Annotated in this window: 20 protein-coding genes; 9 read left to right on the top strand and 11 right to left on the bottom strand. The window is 70.0% G+C overall.

The window, feature by feature from the left end; translation table 11 throughout:
* Window positions 1-55: 55 nt before the first annotated feature.
* From INQ48_02460 to purT, 8 genes are all read right to left on the bottom strand, one after another.
* Window positions 56-1939: a long-chain fatty acid--CoA ligase gene (locus INQ48_02460; protein ID QRF58153.1), complete on the bottom strand. Its 1884-nt coding sequence runs from the start codon at window positions 1937-1939 to the stop codon at window positions 56-58.
* A gap of 5 nt (window positions 1940-1944) precedes the next feature.
* A complete protein-coding gene (locus INQ48_02455; protein QRF58152.1) occupies window positions 1945-2718 on the bottom strand; it encodes an ABC transporter ATP-binding protein in 774 nt (257 codons plus the stop codon).
* Window positions 2715-3536, bottom strand: coding sequence for an ABC transporter ATP-binding protein (locus tag INQ48_02450; GenBank protein ID QRF58151.1), 822 nt, complete (start codon window positions 3534-3536; stop codon window positions 2715-2717). Before INQ48_02450 ends, INQ48_02455 begins: the two co-directional genes overlap by 4 nt.
* Window positions 3533-4609, bottom strand: coding sequence for a branched-chain amino acid ABC transporter permease (locus INQ48_02445; GenBank protein ID QRF58150.1), 1077 nt, complete (start codon window positions 4607-4609; stop codon window positions 3533-3535). The genes INQ48_02450 and INQ48_02445 overlap by 4 nt, the downstream gene beginning before the upstream one ends.
* A gap of 2 nt (window positions 4610-4611) precedes the next feature.
* The gene (locus tag INQ48_02440) at window positions 4612-5487 is read right to left on the bottom strand and encodes a branched-chain amino acid ABC transporter permease (protein ID QRF58149.1); all 876 of its coding nucleotides are present in this window, start codon (window positions 5485-5487) and stop codon (window positions 4612-4614) included.
* 19 nt (window positions 5488-5506) lie between these two features.
* A complete protein-coding gene (locus INQ48_02435) occupies window positions 5507-6382 on the bottom strand; it encodes a helix-turn-helix transcriptional regulator (protein ID QRF58148.1) in 876 nt (291 codons plus the stop codon).
* Window positions 6383-6504: 122 nt separating this feature from the next.
* Window positions 6505-7458: an alpha/beta hydrolase gene (locus INQ48_02430; GenBank protein ID QRF58147.1), complete on the bottom strand. Its 954-nt coding sequence runs from the start codon at window positions 7456-7458 to the stop codon at window positions 6505-6507.
* 172 nt (window positions 7459-7630) lie between these two features.
* Window positions 7631-8833 carry a formate-dependent phosphoribosylglycinamide formyltransferase gene (gene purT, locus INQ48_02425; protein QRF58146.1) on the bottom strand — a complete coding sequence of 401 codons (1203 nt, stop codon included), beginning with the start codon at window positions 8831-8833 and terminating at the stop codon, window positions 7631-7633.
* 178 nt (window positions 8834-9011) lie between these two features.
* On the opposite strand from purT, the gene INQ48_02420 reads away from it, so the two are divergent.
* The 7 genes from INQ48_02420 (at window position 9012) to INQ48_02390 (ending at window position 15550) form a co-directional block, all read left to right on the top strand.
* Window positions 9012-9860 carry a 3-hydroxybutyryl-CoA dehydrogenase gene (locus INQ48_02420; protein ID QRF58145.1) on the top strand — a complete coding sequence of 283 codons (849 nt, stop codon included), beginning with the start codon at window positions 9012-9014 and terminating at the stop codon, window positions 9858-9860.
* A gap of 31 nt (window positions 9861-9891) precedes the next feature.
* Window positions 9892-10707: a crotonase/enoyl-CoA hydratase family protein gene (locus INQ48_02415; GenBank protein ID QRF58144.1), complete on the top strand. Its 816-nt coding sequence runs from the start codon at window positions 9892-9894 to the stop codon at window positions 10705-10707.
* 36 nt (window positions 10708-10743) lie between these two features.
* Window positions 10744-12081: a serine hydrolase gene (locus tag INQ48_02410; GenBank protein QRF58143.1), complete on the top strand. Its 1338-nt coding sequence runs from the start codon at window positions 10744-10746 to the stop codon at window positions 12079-12081.
* Between the two features lie 95 nt (window positions 12082-12176).
* Entirely contained in the window at window positions 12177-12626 is a 450-nt protein-coding gene (locus INQ48_02405; GenBank protein QRF58142.1) for a MarR family transcriptional regulator, read from the top strand.
* A gap of 106 nt (window positions 12627-12732) precedes the next feature.
* Complete coding sequence (locus tag INQ48_02400; GenBank protein ID QRF58141.1) at window positions 12733-13158, top strand: organic hydroperoxide resistance protein; 426 nt, start codon at window positions 12733-12735, stop codon at window positions 13156-13158.
* Window positions 13159-13346: 188 nt separating this feature from the next.
* On the top strand, window positions 13347-14465 hold the full coding sequence (locus INQ48_02395; protein QRF58140.1) for a DUF2855 family protein: 1119 nt from the start codon (window positions 13347-13349) through the stop codon (window positions 14463-14465).
* A gap of 35 nt (window positions 14466-14500) precedes the next feature.
* The gene (locus INQ48_02390; protein QRF58139.1) at window positions 14501-15550 is read left to right on the top strand and encodes a serine/threonine protein kinase; all 1050 of its coding nucleotides are present in this window, start codon (window positions 14501-14503) and stop codon (window positions 15548-15550) included.
* On the opposite strand, the gene INQ48_02385 is transcribed toward INQ48_02390, so the two are convergent.
* From INQ48_02385 to INQ48_02375, 3 genes are all read right to left on the bottom strand, one after another.
* Window positions 15541-15936, bottom strand: coding sequence for a hypothetical protein (locus tag INQ48_02385; GenBank protein QRF58138.1), 396 nt, complete (start codon window positions 15934-15936; stop codon window positions 15541-15543). The genes INQ48_02390 and INQ48_02385 overlap by 10 nt on opposite strands.
* Before the next feature lie 55 nt (window positions 15937-15991).
* Complete coding sequence (locus INQ48_02380) at window positions 15992-16705, bottom strand: AP2 domain-containing protein (GenBank protein ID QRF58137.1); 714 nt, start codon at window positions 16703-16705, stop codon at window positions 15992-15994.
* Window positions 16706-16962: 257 nt separating this feature from the next.
* Window positions 16963-17859 carry a LysR family transcriptional regulator gene (locus INQ48_02375; protein ID QRF58136.1) on the bottom strand — a complete coding sequence of 299 codons (897 nt, stop codon included), beginning with the start codon at window positions 17857-17859 and terminating at the stop codon, window positions 16963-16965.
* A gap of 90 nt (window positions 17860-17949) precedes the next feature.
* Here INQ48_02375 and INQ48_02370 point away from each other — a divergent pair, with 90 nt between their 5' ends.
* Both INQ48_02370 and INQ48_02365 read left to right on the top strand, forming a co-directional pair.
* Window positions 17950-19629, top strand: a complete 1680-nt coding sequence (locus INQ48_02370) for an acyl-CoA dehydrogenase family protein (GenBank protein QRF58135.1) — start codon at window positions 17950-17952, stop codon at window positions 19627-19629.
* Window positions 19630-19671: 42 nt separating this feature from the next.
* Window positions 19672-20658, top strand: a complete 987-nt coding sequence (locus INQ48_02365; GenBank protein QRF58134.1) for a tripartite tricarboxylate transporter substrate binding protein — start codon at window positions 19672-19674, stop codon at window positions 20656-20658.
* Window positions 20659-20974: the final 316 nt, after the last annotated feature.

Genomic DNA, 20974 nt, shown 5'->3' with positions numbered 1-20974 from the left:
TCTCCTCGGGTTGGCGAAAGAATCGGGTGGCGATCGGGACGTTTTTTCGATGCGCTCAGCGGTACATGGCCTCGATGCGCTGCGCGTACTTGGTCTGCACCAGCTTGCGCTTGAGCTTCATGGTCGGCGTCAGCTCCTCGTCCTCGGCGCTCAGTTGCGTCTCGAGCAGGAAGAACTTCTTGATCTGCTCCACGCGCGCGAACTTCGCGTTGACGCGGTCGATCTCGCCCTGGATCAGGTCGAGCACCTCCTGCGCGCGCGTGAGGCTTTCGTAGTTGCTGAACGGCACGTCGTTGTCCTGCGCGAATTTCTCGACGTTCTCCTGGTCGATCATCACGATCACCGTCAGGTAGGGCCTCTTGTCGCCGATCACCACCGCGTCGGTGACGTAGGGGCTGAACTTGAGTTCGTTCTCGAGTTCGCTCGGCGTGATGTTCTTGCCACCTGCCGTGATGATGATGTCCTTCATGCGGTCGGTGATGCGGAAATACCCTTCCGCGTCGACCGTGCCGACGTCGCCGGTGTGCAGCCAGCCCTCGGCGTCGATGGTCTCGGCGGTCTTCTCGGGCAGGTTCAGGTAGCCCATGAAGACGTTCGGGCCGCGCACCAGGATCTCGCCGGTCTGCGGATCGAGGCGCACCTCGTTGTAGCCGGTGGCCGGGCCGATCGAGCCCGGCATGATGCGCGCGGGCGGCACGCCGGTGGAGGCGCCGCACGACTCCGTCATGCCCCAGACCTCGAGCATCGGCACGCCCAGCGCGAGGTACCAGCGCACCAGCTCGGGCGAGATCGGCGCGGCACCGGTCACGAGGAAGCGCGCGCGGTGGATGCCGATCAGCTTGCGCACGTTGTCGAGCGCGAGCCAGCGCGCGATGCGGAACTTCAGCCGCAGCCCGGCGCCCACCGGCCGGCCCTCGAGCACCCGCTGCGCGATCTGCTGGCCCACGCCGATGCTCCAGCCGTAGGCCGCCTGCTGCAGCCGGCTGGCCTCCTTGAGCGCGATCATCACGCCCGAATAGAACTTCTCCCACACGCGCGGCACGGCCGTGAAGACGGTGGGCGCGATCTCGCGCACGTTCTCGGGCACGGTCTCGGGGTTCTCGACGAAGTTGAGGATCGAGCCGGTGTACATCGCGAAGTACTCGCCGCCCATGCGTTCGGCGATGTGGCACAGCGGCAGGAAGCACATGCGCTCGTCGCTCTCGTCCTGCGCCAGCAGCGTGTTGTAGCCGCGCATGGTGTAGACCAGCCCGCCGTGGCTGTGCATCGCGCCCTTGGGCTTGCCGGTGGTGCCCGAGGTGTAGACCAGGATCGCGAGGTCCTCGGCGCGGCAGGCGGCCACGCGCTCCTCGAGCGCCCGCGGATGCGCGGCCAGGTGCGCGCGGCCCAGGGCACGCAGTGCCTCCAGGCTCAGCACGTCGGGGTCGTCGAGCTCGCGCAGGCCCTCCATGTCGAACACCACCACCTTTCGCAGCAGCGGCAGCGCGGCGCGCACCTCGAGCGCCTTGTCGAGCTGCTCGTCGTCCTCGACGAACAGCACCGTGGTGCGCGAGTCCTCGCACAGGTAGCGCACCTGCGAGGCCGCGTCGGTCGGGTAGATGCCGTTGGAGACGCCGCCGCAGCTGAGCACGGCCACGTCGGCCAGCACCCATTCGATGACGGTGTTCGACAGCACCGAGGCGCACTCGCCGGCCGCGAAGCCCAGCGCCATCAGGCCGCCCGCGATCTCGCGCACCGCCTCGGCGGTCTGGCCCCAGGTCCAGCTGCGCCAGATGCCGAATTCCTTCTGCCGCATCCAGACCTTGTCGCGGCGCAACTCGACCGCTCTCCAGAACACGGCCGGGATGGTGTCGCCCGGCACCACCACCTCGGTGCGGGGCTGCAGGTGCGCCAGGTCCCAGAGGCCGGCCGGCGCGCGCAGTGCAAGGGTGCTGCTCATCGGTGCTACCTCCACGTCTTCTTTTTCTTCCAGCGCCGCTCGCCGCGCACGCCCTCGTCCTTCACGCCGAGGTAGAACTCCTTGATGTCCTCCTTCTCGCGCAGCCGCTCGCAGCTGTCCTCCATCACGATGCGGCCGTTCTCGAGCACGTAGCCGTGGTCGGCCGCGTTGAGCGCCATGTTGGCGTTCTGCTCCACCAGCAGGATGGTGGTGCCGCGCTCGCGGTTGATGCGCACCACGATCTCGAAGATCTCCTTGGTGAGCTTGGGGCTCAGGCCGAGGCTGGGCTCGTCGAGCAGGATCAGCTGCGGCGCGGCCATGATGGCGCGCGAGATCGCGAGCATCTGCTGCTGGCCGCCCGAGAGCAGGCCGGCGTCCTGCGTGGCGCGCTCGCGCAGGATCGGGAAGTAGCCGAACACGGTCTCGATGTCGCGCGCCACGCCGTCGCGGTCCTGGCGCGTGTAGGCGCCCATCAGCAGGTTGTCGCGCACCGACAGCAGCGGGAACACCTCGCGGCCCTCGGGCACGTGGCTCAGGCCCTGCTGCACGATGTGGGCCGGGTCCTTGGCCGTGATGTCGCGGCCCTGGAACTCGATGCTGCCCTTGCGCGGATCGATGATCCCCGAGATGGTCTTGAGGATGGTGGTCTTGCCGGCGCCGTTGGAGCCCAGCACGGTCGCGATCTCGCCCTGGCGCACCTGGAGGCTCACGCCGCGGATGGCCTTGATCGGGCCATAGGCGCTCTCGACGTTGAGCAACTGAAGCACCACGTCGCTCATGCTCGAACCCTCCGCAGGCTGCTCACGTCGTCGACCGTGCCGAGGTAGGCCTCCACCACGCGCGCATCGGCCTGCACCTCGCGCGGCGAGCCCGTGGCCAGCACCTCGCCCTGGTTCATCGCGAGCACGCGGTCCGACACCTTCGACACCAGCGACATGTCGTGCTCCACCATCAGCACCGATACGCCGAGCTCGTGCTGGATGTCCTGGATCCAGAACGCCATGTCGGCCGTCTCCTCCACGTTGAGGCCCGACGAGGGTTCGTCGAGCAGCAGCAGCTTGGGTTCGGTGCACAGCGCGCGCGCCAGCTCCACCACCTTGCGCACGCCGTAGGGCAGGCCCGCCACCATCGCGTCGCGGTGGTGCTGCAGGTCGAGCAGCTCGATCACCTGCTCGACCTTCTCGCGCGCCTCGATCTCGGCGCGCCGCGTGGCCGGCGTGAAGAACAGCTCGCGCCAGAAGCCGCTGCGCCGGTGCGTGTGGCGACCGATCAGCAGGTTGTGCAGCACCGTCGCATGCTCGAACAGTTCGATGTTCTGGAAGGTGCGCGCGATGCCGAGCGCCGCGATCGCGTGCGGCGCCTGGCTGGTCAGCGCCACCGCGCCGCCGGCCTCGCCATGCCAGGTGATCTGGCCCGAGGTCGGCGTGTAGATGCGGCTGATCAGGTTGAACACCGTGGTCTTGCCCGCGCCGTTCGGCCCGATCAGCGTGAACACCTCGCCGCGCCGCACGTCGAAGCTGACCTTGTTGACCGCGAGCACGCCGCCGAAGCGCACGCTCAGGTCCCGGGCCGAGAGAAGGATGTCGCCGCCGCTCATCTCAGGCGATCCGACTTGGTGAAGGACTTCTGCCGCTTGAACAGGCCCTTGCGGTAGAACGGAAACAGCTGCAGGTAGGTGCGCACCTTGAGCCAGCGCCCGTACAGCCCCAGCGGCTCGAACAGCACGAACACGATCAGCACCACGCCGTAGACGAAGCCCTGCAGGCCCGGCGCCTGGCCGACCACCGCGGGCAGCCAGTCCTTGCCCATCGAGATCAGCTGCGGCATCGCGATCAGGAAGATCGCGCCGAGGAAGGCGCCGTGCACCGAGCCGAGTCCGCCGATCACCACCATCAGCAGCAGGTCGATCGACTGCAGGATGTTGAACTGGTCGGGCGAGATGAAGCTCAGCTTGTGCGCGTAGAGCGCGCCGCCGAGCCCCGCGAGCGCGGCCGAGATCGCGAACGACATCGTCTTGTAGCGCGCGAGGTGGATGCCCATGCTCTGCGCCGAGATCTCCGAGTCGCGGATCGCCACGAAGGCGCGGCCGGTCGGCGAGCGCAGCAGGTTCAGGATGCCCAGCGTGCTGAGCACCGCCACCGCCAGGCACAGGAAGTAGAAGCCGTCGCCCGAGCCCAGCGACCAGCCGAAGAGCTGCGGCGACTTCACGTGCAGCCCCGCGTTGCCGCCGGTCACGCGCTCCCAGCGCGCGAACACCTCCTCGACGATGAAGCCGAACGAGAGCGTCGCGATGCCCAGGTAGATGCCCTTCACGCGCAGCGCCGGCAGCGCCACCACCACGCCCACGCCGGCCGACAGCGCCGCGGCCGCGACCAGCGCGAGCGGGAACGGCACGCCGAGGTTGGTCAGCACGCCCTGCGTGTAGGCACCGGTGCCGAGGAAGGCCGCGTGGCCGATCGAGAACTGGCCCGTGAAGCCCGCGAGCAGCATCAGGCCCAGGCCGACGATGCCGTAGATCAGCACGAAGGTCAGCTGCGCGAGCCAGTACTCGTCGATGATCCAGGGCGCGGCCAGCAGGAAGGCGCACAAGAGGCCGCACCAGAAGACCTGGCCGCCATGCTTGGCGAGGCGGATGTCCTGGTCGTAGGAAGTCTTGAAGATGTAGCGCATGCTCAGACTTTCTTGCGCAGCTTCTCGCCGAACAGGCCGTTGGGCTTGATCATCAGCATCAGCAGCACCACGATGTACGGCGCCGTGTCCTTGAAGCCGTCGGGCAGGTAGAAGCCCGCGAACGACTCGACGATGCCGATCACCAGCCCGCCGACGATCGCGCCCGGCAGGCTGCCGAAGCCGCCGACCACCGCCGCCGGAAAGGCCTTGAGCCCGATGAAGCCCATGTTGGCGTGCACGAAGGTGATCGGCGCGAGCAGCATGCCGGCGATCGCCGCGACCGCGGCCGCCAGCCCCCACACCAGCCCGTTGAGCCGCTTGACCGGAATGCCCATGTAGTAGGCCGCGAGCTGGTTCTGCGACGAGGCCTGCATCGCGATGCCGAGCTTGCTGTAGCGGAACATCGCGAACAGCAGGCCGCAGAGGATCGCGGTGGCGACGATGATCACGAGCTGCTCGAGGTTCACCACCAGCTCGCCGAGCTTCCAGATCCGGTCCTTGTAGGGCACGGCCAGCGCATGGGTCTCGGTGCCGATGCCCGGCACCATGGTGACCAGGCCGCGCGCCACGTAGGCGATGCCGATGGTGAGCATCACGATCGAGAACTGCGGCTGGCCGAGGATCGGGCGGATCACCACCAGCTCGAGCAGCACGCCGAAGGCCGCCATCGCCACGATGGCGAGCACGGCCGCGAGCCAGAACGGCATGCCGAACAGCGACATGCCCGCGAACGCGGCGAAGGCGCCGAGCATCATCAGGTCGCCCTGCGCGAAGCTCACCGTCTCGGTGGCCTTGTAGATCAGCACGAAGCCGAGCGCGATCAGGCCGTAGATGCAGCCTTGCGCGATGCCCGACAGCAGGAGCTGGAGGATCTGCACGACGGGAACCTCCTTGGCCTTACTGGCGCAGGTGACGGAACGGAGAGGTGAAGGGGCGGTAGGCCGCGCCGGCCGCGTCGTGCAGCGCGAGGCGCCGCGAGCCGGCCAGGATGTCGCTGGGCTTCAGGCCGTAGACCTGGCGGATCGAATGGCTGAAATGGGTGGAGTCGGGATAGCCGGCCTCGAGCGCGATGTCGGTCAGGGTGGCGGTCTGGCGCACGTAGCGCAGCAGGCTGCGCGCGCGCTTCCAGGCGCGAAACGCGCGAAAGGCCATGCCGGTCTCCTGCTTGAACAGGTGCAGGAAGCGCGAGAACGAGAGGTGCACCGAGGCCGCGCATTCCTCGGCCGAGGTGGCGGCCGCGGGGTCGGCGTTGATCGTGTCGATGACCTTGCGGATGCGCGCATCGAGCGCGCGCGGCGCGAGCGGCGCGCCGAAGAACTGGCGGTCGAAGTCCAGGCCGTCGAAGCGCTGGCCGCGCGCCGAGGCGGCGAGCAGTTGGGCATGGCTCTCGCGCACGCGCTGCACGAAGGCCGGCGCCCGCACCGGGCCGCAGTGCTGCAGCCACTCGGGCATGCCGGCAGGATCGACCGACTCGGATTCGATCAGCAGGTTGAGGATCAGCGGATGCGCGCTCTCGATCTCGTGCGGCACCTGCGGCGGCACCACCAGCAGCTCGCCGCTCTGCCAGGCACCGCCACCCACGCGCAGGCGGTTGGGCGGCGCGCCCGCGGGCGAGACATAGACGCCATGGCCGCCCATGGTGCGCTCGGCGGCACGGCCCAGCAGGCCGGCGTAGAACACGCGCTGCGTGGTGAGCCACATCAGGCGTTCGCCCTGGCCGCGACCCTCGCGGGCACCGCCTTGCGTCGACGGCGCCATCCTCGTTCCCTGCATGGTGTCTGTCTCCTGCATTCGGGGGCCTGGACCAGGGCGCGGGCCCTGGGTCGGCGTCGTTGTGGGGCTGATCGTAGCGGGGCACGCGCGCGGCGCGGGGCCCATTTGCGCGGGGACTTTCCCTAGGCCTGCGGCTTCGCGGCCGCGAACGCGCGACGCAACTCGGTGGCGCAAAGCGCGACCGCGGTGTTGGCCTCGTCGAGCACCTTGCCCATGGTCACGAAGCCATGGATCTGGCGCTCGAAGCAGACGTAGTTCGCGCTGTTGCCGGCCGCGGTCAGCGCCTCGGCATAGGCCAGGCCTTCGTCGCGCAGCGGGTCGTAGCCGGCCGTGAGCACCAGCGCCGGCGGCAGCCGCGAGAGGTCGTCGTGCAGCAGCGGCGAAGCGCGCCAGTCGAGGTCGTGCTTCGCATCGGTGATGTAGTGGTCGTGGAAGTAGGCCATCGTGTCGCGCGTCAGCAGATAGCCCTGGCCATTGGCCTGGTGCGACGGATGGCCACGCCGCATGTCGGTGGCCGGATAGATCAGCAGCTGGAACACGAGCGGCAGGTCGGCGCTCTCGCGCGCGGCGATCGCCACCACCGCCGCGAGATTGCCGCCGGCACTGTCGCCGCCCACCGCCATGCGGCTCGCGTCCACGCCCAGCGCCGCGGCCTCGCGCCGCACCCAGCGCGTGGCGGCCAGCACGTCGTCGACCGCGGCCGGGAAGCGGTGCTCGGGCCCCATGCGGTAGTCGACCGCGACCACCGCGCAGCCGGCGCCGTTGGCCAGCTCGCGGCACAGCACGTCGTGCGTGTCGAGATCGCCGATGACCCAGCCGCCGCCGTGGTAGTACACCAGCACCGGCAGCGGGCCGGCGCCCGAGGCCAGCGGCCGGTAGACGCGCACGGGGACAGGGCCGTGCGGGCCGTCGGCAGCGAGGTCGCGCACCTCGGCCACTTCGGCCGGCAGCGGCTGGGTGGCGGCGCGGCGTTCGCGGTAGAAGGCGCGCGCGTCGGCGGGCGACAGCGTGTGGGTCGGCGGGATGCCGCGCGCCTCGATGAAGTCGAGCAGCGCGCGGGCCTGGGGATGCAGCATGGTGTCTCCGGTGGATCGATCGATCGACCCAGTGTGGAGCGCGGCGCGCGCGGACGGAATCCGCATGCACCCGCATCCCTCCCGGGCCGGCGTCTTTCGTCAGCCCCGGCACCATGCCTGCGCCTGCGCGGCGCGGCTTGCGAAAACTGGCTACGGCCGTCGGCCGAAGCGATCAGGCCTGGCGCGGCTTCACGCGCGAGGCGGCTTCCTTGGCGTTGGCGCGCGCGGTCTCCACGTCGGCCGCATGCGCCAGCGCCACGCCCATGCGGCGCTTGACGAAGCTCTCGGGCTTGCCGAACAGGCGCAGGTCCACGCCCGGCACCTGCAGCGCCTCGGCCACGCCGTCGAAGGCGATGCCCTGGGCATCGACGCCGCCGTAGATCACCGCGCTGGCGCCCGGGCTCTTGAGCGTGGTGTCCACCGGCAGGCCGAGGATCGCGCGCGCATGCAGCTCGAACTCGTTCTGCCATTGCGTGGCCATGGTGACCATGCCGGTGTCGTGCGGGCGCGGGCTGACCTCGCTGAACCAGACCTGGTCGCCCTTGACGAACAGCTCGACGCCGAACAGGCCCTGGCCGCCGAGGTCGGCCGTGACCGCCTCGGCGATCTGCTGCGCCTTCTGCAGCGCGGCCGGCGCCATCGGGTGCGGTTGCCAGCTCTCGACGTAGTCGCCGCTGACCTGCACATGGCCGATGGGCTCGCAGAACCGGGTGCTCACGGCGCCGCCGGCCTCCTTGGCGCGCACGGTCAGCAGCGTGATCTCGTAGTCGAAGTCGATGAAGCCCTCGACGATCACGCGCCCATGGCTCACGCGGCCGCCGGCCATGGCGTAGTCCCAGGCCTTGCGCACATCGGCCGGGCCGTCGATCTTGCTCTGGCCCTTGCCGGAGCTGCTCATCACGGGCTTCACGATGCAGGGGTAGCCGATGCCGCCGTCGATCGCGGCCTGCAGCTCGGCGAGCGAGTCGCAGAACTTGTAGGGGCTGGTGGGCACGCCCAGGGTCTCGGCGGCCAGGCGGCGGATGCCTTCGCGGTCCATCGTGAGGCGGGCGGCGCGGGCCGTGGGGATCACGCGCACCGTGCCCGCGTCCTCGAGCTGCTGCAGCATCGGCGTGGCGATGGCCTCGATCTCGGGCACCACGAGCTGCGGCTTCTCGGCCTCGATCAACGCCTGCAGCTGCGCGGGGTCGCTCATCACGATGGTGCGCGCATGGTGGGCCACCTGCTGGCCGGGCGCGTTCTCGTAGCGGTCGACGGCGATGGTCTCGACGCCCAGGCGCTGCAGGGCGATCAGCACCTCCTTGCCGAGTTCGCCGGAGCCGAGGAGCATCACGCGGGTTGCCGAGGGGGAGAGGGGGGTGCCGAGGGTGGTCATGGCGGCTTCTGTCGGTTCGGGAGAAAGGAAAAAGAGGGGAAAAGCGCGAGCGCGCACTGTAAGCCACCCGTGTCGCCCACGGCAACGACGCTGGCACGGGGCTGATCCACAATGGACGACACGGCGGCTGGCCCGCCCTCTTTTTCTTCCCCTTTCGTTTTCTCAAGGAGCATTTCTCATGGCGATTCAGACCGTCGGCATCATCGGCGCCGGCACGATGGGCAACGGCATTGCGCAGGCCTGTGCGGTGGCGGGCGTCAAGGTGGTGATGGTCGACGTCGCGCAGGCGGCGGTCGACAAGGGCCTGGCCACCGTCTCGGGCAGCCTCGACCGGCTGATCAAGAAGGAGAAGCTCACGGCCGAGCAGAAGGCCGCGGCGCTGGCGCTGATCCAGGGCTCGACGAATTACGAGGACCTCAAGGGCGCGCAGCTCGTGATCGAGGCCGCGACCGAGAACCACGCGCTCAAGCTCAAGATCCTCAAGCAGGTCGACGAGCTCGTGGGGCCCGAGGTCATCATCGCCTCGAACACCTCCTCGATCTCGATCACGCAGCTGGCCGCCGCCACCTCGCGCGCCGACCGCTTCATCGGCATGCACTTCTTCAACCCGGTGCCGATGATGGCGCTGGTCGAGCTGATCCGCGGCTACCTCACGAGCGACGCCACCCACGACACGGTGAAGGAACTGGCCGAGCGCCTGGGCAAGTCGCCGATCACGGTGAAGAACGCGCCGGGCTTCGTGGTCAACCGCATCCTGGTGCCGATGATCAACGAGGCCTTCTTCGTGCTGTCCGAGGGCATCGCGACCGCCGAGGACATCGACGCCGGCATGAAGCTCGGCTGCAACCAGCCGATCGGCCCGCTGGCGCTGGCCGACATGATCGGCCTGGACGTCTGCCTCGCGGTGATGGAGGTCTACCTCGACCAGTTCGGCGACTCCAAGTACCGCCCCTGCCCGCTGCTGAAGGAAATGGTCGCCGCCGGCCAACTGGGCCGCAAGACCGGCCGCGGCGTCTACACCTACTGACGCGCCGAAGAACGAGGAGACAGGGAACGCCATGACCGCCACGCCCACCACCCCGCCGACCGAAGGCTGCATCGACACCCAGGTGCTCGACCATGTGCTGCTGATCGGCATCAACCGGCCCGCCAAGCGCAACGGCTGGACGCCGCCGATGTTCCGCCAGCTCGCCGAGGCCTACACGCGCCTGGACGACGACCCGAACCTGCGCGTGGGCGTGCTGCATGCCTTCGGCGACCACTTCACGGCCGGCCTCGACCTGCCCGCGGTGGCCGACTACATGAAGCGCGGCGAGAAGGCGATCCCGCAGGGCCTGGTGGAGCCGCACGACTTCGGCCTCGAGGGCTACCGCCGGCGCACCAAACCGATGGTGGTGGCGGTCAAGGGCATCTGCTTCACGGTGGGCATCGAGCTGATGCTCGGCGCCGACATCGTGGTGGCGGCCGACAACTGCCGCTTCTCGCAGATGGAGGTGCAGCGCGGCATCATGGCCACGGGCGGCGCCACCTTGCGCATGGCCGAGCGCGCCGGCCTCGGCAACGCGATGCTGCACCTGCTGACGGCCGACGAGTTCGGCAGCGCCGAGGCCTATCGGCTGAACTTCGTGCAGAAGGTCGTGCCCGCGGGCCAGGAGCTCGACGAGGCGCTCGCGATCGCGCAGCGCATCGCCGCGCAGGCGCCGCTGGCGGTGGTGGCCACGCGCCTCAACGTGCTCAAGGCGATCGAGCACGGGCCGCTGGCCGCGGTCGGCGAGTTCATCGAGACGCAGAAGCGGCTGTCGAACAGCGAGGACGCGGCCGAGGGCGTGCGCTCCTTCATCGAGCGCCGGCCCGCGCGCTTCAGCGGGCGCTGACGAACGCCCCTCCCGCCCCCTCCTCCATCCCTCACCATGACCCTGCGACTGCGCGCGGCCCTGGCCGCCCTGACCCTCTCCGCCGTGAACACCTCCCTCCACGCCCAGGCACCGGCAGCGCCCGCGGCCCTGCCCGATCCCGCGGCCACCTCCGTCGACGCGCTCGGCTGGATGCGCGGCTTCCCGCCGCCGCCCGACAAACAGATCACCTTCGAGAACCCCGCCGGCAACGCCTTCCCGCGCAACCGCTGGACCTTCTCGCACGTGCGCGAGGTCGTGCCCACCGCCAACGTGTGGCGCGGCAGCGGCGCCGCGAGCCCGCTGCCGGCCGCCACGGGCGTGACGCCCCAGCAGATCGAGGGCATCCGCTTCAAGTCGCTGTCGGGCGAGGACAGCACCGTCGCCCAGATGATCGCCAACACCTACACCGACGGCATCCTGGTGCTGCATCGCGGGCAGGTGGTGTACGAGAAGTACTTCGGCGCGCTCACGCCCGAGCGGCCGCACCTCGCGATGTCGGTCACCAAGTCCTTCGTCGGCACGCTCGCGGCCATCCTCGCCGACGAGGGCAGGCTCGACCCCGCGGCGCCCGTCACCAAATACGTGCCCGAGCTCAAGGACAGCGCCTACGGCGACGCCACCGTGCGCCAGGTGATGGACATGACCATCGGCGTGCGCTACTCCGAGAACTACGCCGATCCCAAGGCCGAGATCTGGGACTACTCGCGCGCCGGCGGCTTCATTCCGCGCGCGCCCGGCTACAACGGCCCGAAGACCTTCTACGAGTTCCTCGCGCTGCAGCAGAAGGAAGGCGCGCACGACGAGGCCTTCGGCTACAAGACCATCAATGCCGAGGTGCTGGCCTGGATCCTGCGCCGCGCCAGCAACCAGTCGCTGGCCGACCTGCTGAGCGAGAAGATCTGGCGCCGCATCGGCGCCGAGCAGGACGCCTACTTCATGGTCGACAGCATCGGCACCGAGTCGGGCGGCGGCGGCCTCAACACCACGCTGCGCGACCTCGCGCGCTTCGGCGAAACCCTGCGCAACGGCGGCCGCGCGCCCAACGGGCAGCAGGTGTTCCCGAAGGCGGTGGTCGACGACATCCGCCGCGGCGGCGACACCGCGAAGTTCGCGAAGGCCGGCTACGGCCTGCTGCCGGGCTGGTCGTACCGCGACATGTGGTGGGTGTCGAACAACGCGCACGGCGCCTACATGGCGCGCGGCATCCACGGCCAGAGCATCTACGTGGACCCGGCGGCGCAGATGGTGATCGTGCGCTACGCGGCGCATCCGGTGGCGGCGAACGCGGGCAACGATCCGCTGACGCTGCCGGGCTTCGCCGCGGTGGCCGATGCACTGATGAAGCGACCCTGAGTTTTCCTGCCCTCTCCCGCCGGGAGAGGGCATCCGAAAACCCTGCCGCACAAAATACTTTGCACACAATTTAATTGAGTGCCATAATTCAGCCCATGCCCTCCCTCACGCAAGACGAACTCCTGAAGCTGGACAACCAGCTCTGCTTCGCCATGTACTCCGCCTCGCTGGCCATGACCCGCCTGTACAAGCCCCTGCTCGACAAGCTCGGTCTCACCTACCCGCAGTACCTGGTGATGCTCGCCTTGTGGGAGAAAGACGGCCCCATGGTCTCCGAACTCGGCGAGCGCGTCTCGCTCGACTCGGGCACGCTCACCCCGCTGCTCAAGCGCCTCGAGGCCAACGGCTTCGTGGCCCGTGTGCGCGACGTGGCCGACGAGCGCCGCGTGCACATCACGCTCACGGCCGCGGGCCGCCGCCTCAAGGCGCGCGCGGGCCATGTGCCCGAATGCCTGCTCGCGGCCTCCGAATGCTCGGTGCCCGAGCTCGTGGACCTCACCCACCAGATTCAAGCGCTGCGCGACCGCATCCGCAAGGCCGCCTGAGCAAGCAAGCCATTTCAATCACTACAACAGGTTTCTCCCGCTGCGTGCCCTCGCGGACCACGACGGCTTTCTTCAACCACCCTTCCACTTCGACCAAGGAAACACCATGACCACCAAGCTCGACAAAGTGCTCTACACCGCCCAGGCCCACACCACGGGCGGCCGCGACGGCGCCGGCAAATCCAGCGACGGCGCGATCGACGTCCAGCTGAGCTCGCCCGGTTCGGGCAAGCCCGGCACCAACCCCGAACAGCTGTTCGCGGTCGGCTACGCCGCCTGCTTCATCGGCGCGATGAAGGCCGTGGGCCCGAAGATCGGCGTCAAGGTGCCGGACGACGTGGCGATCGACTCCAGCGTCTCCCTCGGCCCGACGAATGGCGGCGCCGCCTACGGCATCGCGGTCAAGCTCGCGATCACGCTGCCCGGCCTCGACGCCGAACAGAAGCAGAAGCTGGTCGACACGGCCCACCAGGTCTGCCCGTACTCGAACGCCACGCGCGGCAACATCGACGTCGAACTGACGATCGCCTGAGCCCCCTTGCGCTCCACGCCGAAGCCCCGCTCGCGGGGCTTTTTCGCGTGCGCGCGCTTGTCCCGCGTGCGACGCGCGCGGCGCCGGCGCGATGGCGCCTTTCACGAAGCTTGGCTAATGTCGCGTCGACGCACCCCTTGCCACCCCAGCGGCCGGAACGCCGCGCAGCCACGGAGCCTCGACACGTCATGAGCACCACCCTCAGCCTGCAGATCCGCAAGAGCCAACTGGGCGACACCCGCCTCGACGACCGCACCGACACGCCACTGGCCGACGGCCAGGTGCGCGTGCGCATCGACAGCTTCGCGCTGACCTCGAACAACATCACCTACGCCGCCTTCGGCGAGGCCATGAGCTACTGGCGCTTCTTCCCGACCGGCGACGAGGCCTGGGGCAACATCCCCGTGTGGGGCTTCGCGAGCGTGGTGCAGTCGCTGCATCCGGGCGTGGCCGTGGGCGAGCGCCTCTACGGCTACTGGCCGATGGCCACGAGCGCGGTGCTGAGCCCCACGCGGCTGTCGCCCGAGCGCTTCGCCGACGGCGCCGCGCACCGCGCCGAGCTGCCGGTGGTCTACAACCAGTACTTCCGCTGCAATGCCGATCCGCTCTACACCGCCGACAGCGAGGACACGCAGGCGCTGCTGCGCCCGCTGTTCATCACCTCCTGGCTGATCGACGACTTCATGGCCGACAACGACTTCTTCGGCGCGCGCACCATGCTGCTGTCGAGCGCCTCGAGCAAGACGGCCTACGGCACCGCGTTCCAGCTGCACCAGCGCGAAGGCATCGAGGTGGTCGGCCTGACCTCGGCCGGCAACGTCGGCTACTGCGAGAGCCTGGGCTGCTACCACCGCGTGCTGCGCTACGACGCGCTCGACGCACTGCCGGCCGACACGCCCTGCGTCTACATCGACTTCGCGGGCAACGGCGCGCTGCGCGAGTCGATCCATGCGCGCTTCACCGGCCTGCGCTACAGCTGCGCGATCGGCGGCACGCACGTCGACGAACTGGCCGCCAAGGGCGCCACCCGCGAACTCGCGGGCCCGCGCGCCACGCTGTTCTTCGCGCCCGCGCAGATCAAGAAGCGCACCGCCGAATGGAGCGCCGAGGAATTCAGCCGCCGCATGGTGGCGGCCTGGCAGGCCTTCACCGCGCGCGCCACCGATGCCGCCAGCCCCTGGCTGCGCGCCGAGCACCACCGCGGCGGCGCGGCCGCGCAGGCGGCCTATGCCCAGGTGCTGGCCGGCAAGGGCGATCCGCGCACCGGCCACATCCTGTCGCTGCACGCGCACCCCGGCGGCCTCTGAAAAGCGCGCGGGGTGCGGGCGACGACAATCGCCGCATGATTCCCGATTCCCCCGCGGCGCCCGCCGGCCACCCTGCCCATCCCTACGAGAGCCTCACGCCCGACGTGGTGCTCGACGCGCTCGCGGGCCTCGGCCTGCACGGCGACGGCCGGCTCACCGGGCTCAACTCCTACGAGAACCGGGTCTACCAGGTGCACCTCGAGGACCCGCAGCCGCATCCGGCCGTGGTGGTCAAGTTCTACCGGCCCGGCCGCTGGAGCGAGGCCGAGATCCTCGAGGAACATGCCTTCTCGCTCGAACTCGCCGCGGCCGAGGTGCCGGCCGTGCCGCCGCTGGCCTTCGGCGGCGCCACCTTGCACCGCCATGCCGGCTTCGCTTTCAGCGTGAGCCCCTACCGCGGCGGCCGCGCGCCCGAGCTCGACGACTTCGAGGTGCTCGAATGGGTCGGGCGCTTTCTCGCGCGCATCCACACCGTGGGCGCCGCGCGCCCGTTCGAGGCGCGGCCCGCGCTCGACCTGCAGAACTTCGGCACCGCCTCGCGCGACTGGCTGCTGGCGAACGACAAGCTGCCGCTCGACGTGCAGCGCGACTGGGAGAAGGCCTGCAACGAGGCGCTCGAGATGATCGCCGCGACCCCGCTTTCGGGCTCTGCGGCCACCGGCGACGGCCCGCGCAAGCTGCGCCTGCATGGCGACGTGCACCCCGGCAACATCCTCTGGACCCCGACCGATAGACCCCACGGCGGCCCGCACTTCGTCGACCTCGACGATGCGCGCACCGGCTTCGCGGTGCAGGACCTGTGGATGCTGCTGTCGGGCGAGCGCGCCCAGCGCACCGCGCAGCTCTCGGGCCTGCTCGACGGCTACGAGCAGTTCCGCGAATTCGACCGCCGCGAGCTCGCGCTGATCGAGCCGCTGCGCACGCTGCGCCTGATCCACTACAGCGCCTGGCTCGCGCGGCGCTGGGAAGACCCGATCTTCCCGATCAACTTCCCCTGGTTCGGCAGCAGCGACTACTGGAAGGGCCAGGTCCAGATGCTGCAGGACCAGTGCGAGGCGATGGCCGAGGACCCGATCTACGCCTGAACCGTCGGCGCCGACAGCCGGCGGATCTCCTCGCGCACGATCTCGCGGTGATGGTGCGAGGGCGACAGGCCGATGAACTGCGTGTACTTCTCGAGTGCGGCCGCGACGTTGCCCGCGTCCTCGAGGTCCAGCGCCTCCACCATCAACTGCGTGAACAGCCGATTGGCATCGGCCTCGCGGCGCGAGGCCGCGAGCGTGCGCGGCTGCAGGTCGGGCTGCGCGGCATAGATCCGGCGCTGCACCTCGATCAGCTCGACCATCGCGCGGCCGATGCGGTGCACCTGCTCGGTGGCCGGCTCGAGGCCGCAGGCGCGCACGTCGGCCGCGGCCTGGTCGAGCAGGTGCGAGGCCACGCGCAGCAGCCGGTTCAGCGACTTCAGGCTCATCGCGACACCGCCCCGGCCGTGCCCGCGGGGCCGGCCCTGCACTCTCGCGCCGCCATCAGGACGCGAGCTCCGCGCCGTCGAGCTGCCGCTTGAGCGTGAGCTGCGTCTCGCGCTCGGCGATCGCGAGCCGCTTGGCCGCCTGCTCGCCATGGGTCTTCACCGAGAAGGCCTTGCTGACCGTGCCACGCCCGGCGATGAAGGTGATCGCCATCCAGTAGCCCGGATGGTCGGGCCGCGGCGACTTGAACTGCACGCCGCTGATGCCGCTCGAGTTGTTGCGCCGCACGATCTCCGCGCGCGAGAGCCGCGGCGTGCGCGCGCGCGGCGCGGCGGCGGTCTCGCGGCGGATCGACTCCTCGGCCGGATGCACGTGCGCCAGGCCGGTCATCTGCGCGAGCTGGCGCGCGCGCTCGGCCAGCGCCGCCGCATGGGCCGCGCGGTCGGCGCCGTCGACCGAGAAATAGGTCTGCAGGATCCGGTCTTCGGCGATGTAGGTCTTGGCGAGCCAGGCGCGCACGCGGCCGTCGGGCGCGACGCGGCTGAAGACGCCGGGCGCGCCGGTGCTGTTGTTGGCGCGCGGCTGCTCGGCGCGCGCGCGGCGTGCGATCGGCGGATGTTGCCGCACGATGGCGTCGCGCCAGTCCTGCGCGTGCAGCAGCGCCTGTTCGGCGCCGCCGTAGCTGGCCCGGCCGAACTGCCGATAGTGGCGGGTTCCGTTGCGCATGACGGAGACCTCGTAGCCCCAGGGCCGGGTGAAGATGCCGTACATGGCGGCGGAATTGGGGATACCTTTTGGCATGCTGGCGTCGACTCGGCCGTGTCGTTGATCTGAACCCCCTGGCGACACCCCTTCTTTCTGGCGTGTTCTTGAAGGCCAGGGCCATGGCGAGGTTGGCGGGAATACTAAAGCCTTCGCAAGGCCTTGGGCATCACCGGTATCGGTAGCCCGGCGCGGTGCGGGGTCGATGCAACGGATGGTCATGGCGGTGCCATGAAGACGGTGCAGGCGCGTTTCTCGTTCAGCGTTCAGCGCTTCGCGCTCTCGCGCAGGCTCTTCGCGAGCCCGTCGAGCAGCCGCTGCACCAGCATGTTCGGCGGCCCCGCGCGCCACACGCCGTAGGCCTCCGAGGGCGTGACCTCGCGGTCGAGCGGGCGGAACACCGCGCCGCTGAGCGCCGAGTGCCGCATCGCCTGCGGCACCAGCGCCACGCCCATGCCCTGCGACACCAGCGAGACCACCGCGAGCCAGTGCCGCACCTCGTGCCGCACCTCGGGATGGAAGCCCGCGTCGGCGCAGATCGAGAGGATGCGCTCGTGGTAGTCGGGCGAGGCCTCGCGCGAGAACAGCACGAAGGGCTCGCCGCGCAGCTCGGCCGGCGCGAGCGCGCGCCGTCGCGCCAGCGCATGGCCCGCGGGCAGGCAGCAGACGAAGGGCTCGGTCAGCAGCAGCCGGTGCTGCAGCTCGGGCGGCATGCGCGCGGTGTGGACGAAGCCGAGGTCGAGCCGGTCGTGCATCAGCTCGGCGATCTGCACGCCCGAGTTGAGTTCGGCCAGCGTGATGCGCACCGCCGGATGTTTGGCCTGGAACGCGCGCAGCGCCTGCGGCAGGCCGCGGTAGAGCATCGCGCCGACGAAGCCGATGCGCAGCCGGCCGGCCGAACCCTGCGCGATGTCGCGCGCCTCGAGCGCGGCCTCGTCGGCCTGCTGCAGCAGCCGGCGCGCCGACACGCGCAGCGCGTCGCCCGCGGGCGTGAGCCGCACCTCCTTGCTGTTGCGCTCGAACAGGCGCGCGCCCACCGTGTCCTCGAGCTGGCGGATCGCCACCGACAGCGGCGGCTGCGAGATCGAGAGCCGGCGCGCCGCGCGCCCGAAGTGCAGCTCTTCCGCGAGCACGGAGAAATAGCGCAGATGACGCAGTTCCATGAATAGGCAAATCGAATCGAGCAAGACCCAAACGATATTAGACACGGATCGTCACGGCTTGAACAATGGCGCGAATCCAGGAGACAAGCCATGCCAGAGACGCCTGCCGCGCCCGCCGTTCACCCCATTCCCGACCGCCACGGCCAGAACCTCTACAGCGTCGACACCGAGCTGCAGTCGCTGCTCGCGCTCTACCTGCCCGAGGACCTGTTGCGCCACCTGCGGCCGCAGCTCGAGCGCCTCGGCGGCCTCGCGGGCGGCACGCTCGACGAGCTGGCCGGCACCGCCGACCGCAACCCGCCCACCCTGAAGCAGCGCACGCGCACCGGGCTCGACGAGCAGCAGGTGATCAAGCACCCGGCCTACGTCGAGATGGAACGCCTCGCGCTCAGCGAATTCGGCCTGGCCGCGATCTCGCACCGCGACGAGACGCTGGGCTGGAAGGGCCGCATGCCGCCGCTCGTGAAATACGCGCTGACCTACCTGTTCGTGCAGGCCGAGTTCGGCCTGTGCTGCCCGGTGTCGATGACCGATTCGCTCACGCGCACGCTCAAGAAGTTCGGCGCGCCCGAGCTGGTGGCCAAGTACCTGCCGCGCCTGACCTCGCTCGACTTCGACGAACTCGCGCAGGGCGCGATGTTCATGACCGAGCAGGCCGCGGGCTCCGACATCGCCGCCACCGCCACGCTGGCGCGGCGCGAGGCCGACGGCAGCTGGCGCCTCACCGGCGACAAGTGGTTCTGCTCGAACCCCGACGCCGACTTCGCGATGGTGCTCGCGCGCGCCGAGGACGGTGTCGCCGGCATGAAGGGCGTGTCGCTGTTCCTGCTGCCGCGCCGGCTCGACGACGGCAGCCTCAACCGCTACCGGATCATCCGGCTCAAGGACAAGCTCGGCACGCGCTCGATGGCCAGCGGCGAGATCCGGCTCGAGGGCGCGCACGCCTACCTGGTCGGCGAGGAAGGCCGCGGCTTCGTGCAGATGGCCGACATGGTCAACAACTCGCGGCTGTCGAACGGCGTGCGCGCCGCCGGCCTGATGCGCCGCGCGGTGGCCGAGGCCGAGTACATCGCCGCCGAGCGCCAGGCCTTCGGCCGCACGCTCGACAAGATGCCGCTGATGCAGCGCCAGCTCGACAAGCTGCGCGTGCCCGCCGAGCAGGCGCGCACCATGGTCTGCCAGACCGCGCTGGCGCTGGCGCGCTCCGACGCCGGCGAAGCCGATGCCTACGCGCTGCTGCGCATCCTCACGCCGCTCATCAAGTTCCGCGCCTGCCGCGATGCGCGCAAGGTCACGGGCGATGCGATGGAGGTGCGCGGCGGCTGCGGCTACATCGAGGAATGGAGCGATCCGCGGCTGGTGCGCGATGCCCACCTGGGCTCGATCTGGGAGGGCACCAGCAACATCGTCGCGCTCGACGTGATCCGCGCCGTCAAGCGCGAGGGCTCGCTGCCGGTGCTGCGCGCCCATTGCGAAAAGCTGATCGCCGAAGCCGAACTGGCCCCGGCCTTCGCCCAGGCGTTGCGCGATGCGCTGGCGCGCGCCGCCGCGCTGGCCGAGACGGCCGCGCGCGAGGGCGGCGACGTGCTCGCGCGCCAGGCCGCCTCGGCGCTCTACCACTGCACCAGCGCGAGCGCGATGGCGTGGGAGGCCACGCGCACCGGCTCGGCCGCGCGGCTGCGCTGGTCGCAGCTCGCGCTGCTGCACCGCGTGCTGCCGCGCGATCCGCTCGCGCCCGATGCGCTGCCCGCGGACTGGACCGCGGCCTGAGCCCTGCCCCCGAACACTCGAACAAAGAACGGAGACCTCCTCTTGAAACACCTCGCTTCCCTCCTCGCGCTGGCCACCGCCTGCGCCGGCCTGCTGGCCGCGGCCCCCGCCGCGCAGGCCGACACCGCCTTCCCTTCCAAGCCGATGACGCTGGTCGTGCCCTTCCCGCCCGGCGGTCCCACCGACGCGATGGCGCGCACGCTCGCGGCCGAGATGAAGGACCGCATGGGCCAGCCGATGATCGTGGAGAACCGCGCGGGCGCGGGCGGCAACATCGGCGCCGAGTACGTGGCGCGCGCCGAGGCCGACGGCCATGTGCTGCTGTTCGGCACCTCGGGCCCGCTCGCGATCAACGCCAGCCTCTACCGCAAGATCAACTACGACCCGGTGAAGAGCTTCGCGCCCGTGATCCAGGTCGGCTACCTGCCGAACATCCTGGTGGTGAATCCCGCGCTGCCGGTGAAGACGGTGCCCGAGCTCGTCGCCCATGCCAAGGCCAACCCCGGCAAGCTCAGCTATGCCTCCTCGGGCAACGGCGCCTCCTCGCACCTGGCGGGCGTGCTGTTCAATTCGATCGCCGGCACCGACTTCCAGCACATCCCCTACAAGGGCACCGGCCCCGCGCTCAACGACCTGCTGGGCGGCCAGGTCAGCATGACCTTCACCGACATCCTCACCGCGCTGCCCTACGTCAAGGCCGGCAAGCTGCGCGCGCTCGGCGTGGCCACCCTGGCGCGCTCGCAGGCGCTGCCCGAGGTGCCGACGATCTCGGAGCAGGGCTACAAGGGCTACGACGTGAGCGTGTTCTTCGGCATCGTCGCGCCCGCCGGCACGCCCGCCGATCGCGTGGCGAAGCTCAACCATGCCTTCGCCGAGGTGCTGAACTCGCCCAAGGTCAAGCAGATGTTCGCGGCCCAGGGCCTGGAGGCCAGCGCCGACACCTCGCCGCCGAAGCTCGGCCAGTTCATCGCGAGCGAGTCGGCGAAGTGGAAGGACGTGGTCAAGAAGTCGGGGGCGCAGCTCGATTGAGGCTGGTCCGGGGCGCGATCACGACGATGGGGTACCTTGCTCCGCGAATGTCCCCCGGCCTGCGGCCTCCTCCTTTATTTCGCTGCGCAAGGCACCCCATCGTCGTGATCGATGAGCGCCGCGCTCGAGCCGCCGGCACGACCGGAGCGCCTCTCGTGCGGAGGGCATCGGGTACTCCACGCAGCGAAATCAAGGAGGAGGCCGCAGGCCGGGGGACATTCGCGGAGGGGAGTACCCGATGTCCTCCGCACGCGCCCCGGACCTTCTCCCCGGGCCTTCCCCCCGGACAAATCAACCCAAAACATGAAGGCACGCA

This window comes from Variovorax paradoxus, from assembly GCA_016806145.1.
GTDB lineage: Bacteria > Pseudomonadota > Gammaproteobacteria > Burkholderiales > Burkholderiaceae_C > Variovorax.
This window is presented reverse-complemented; position numbering and strand designations above follow the sequence as displayed.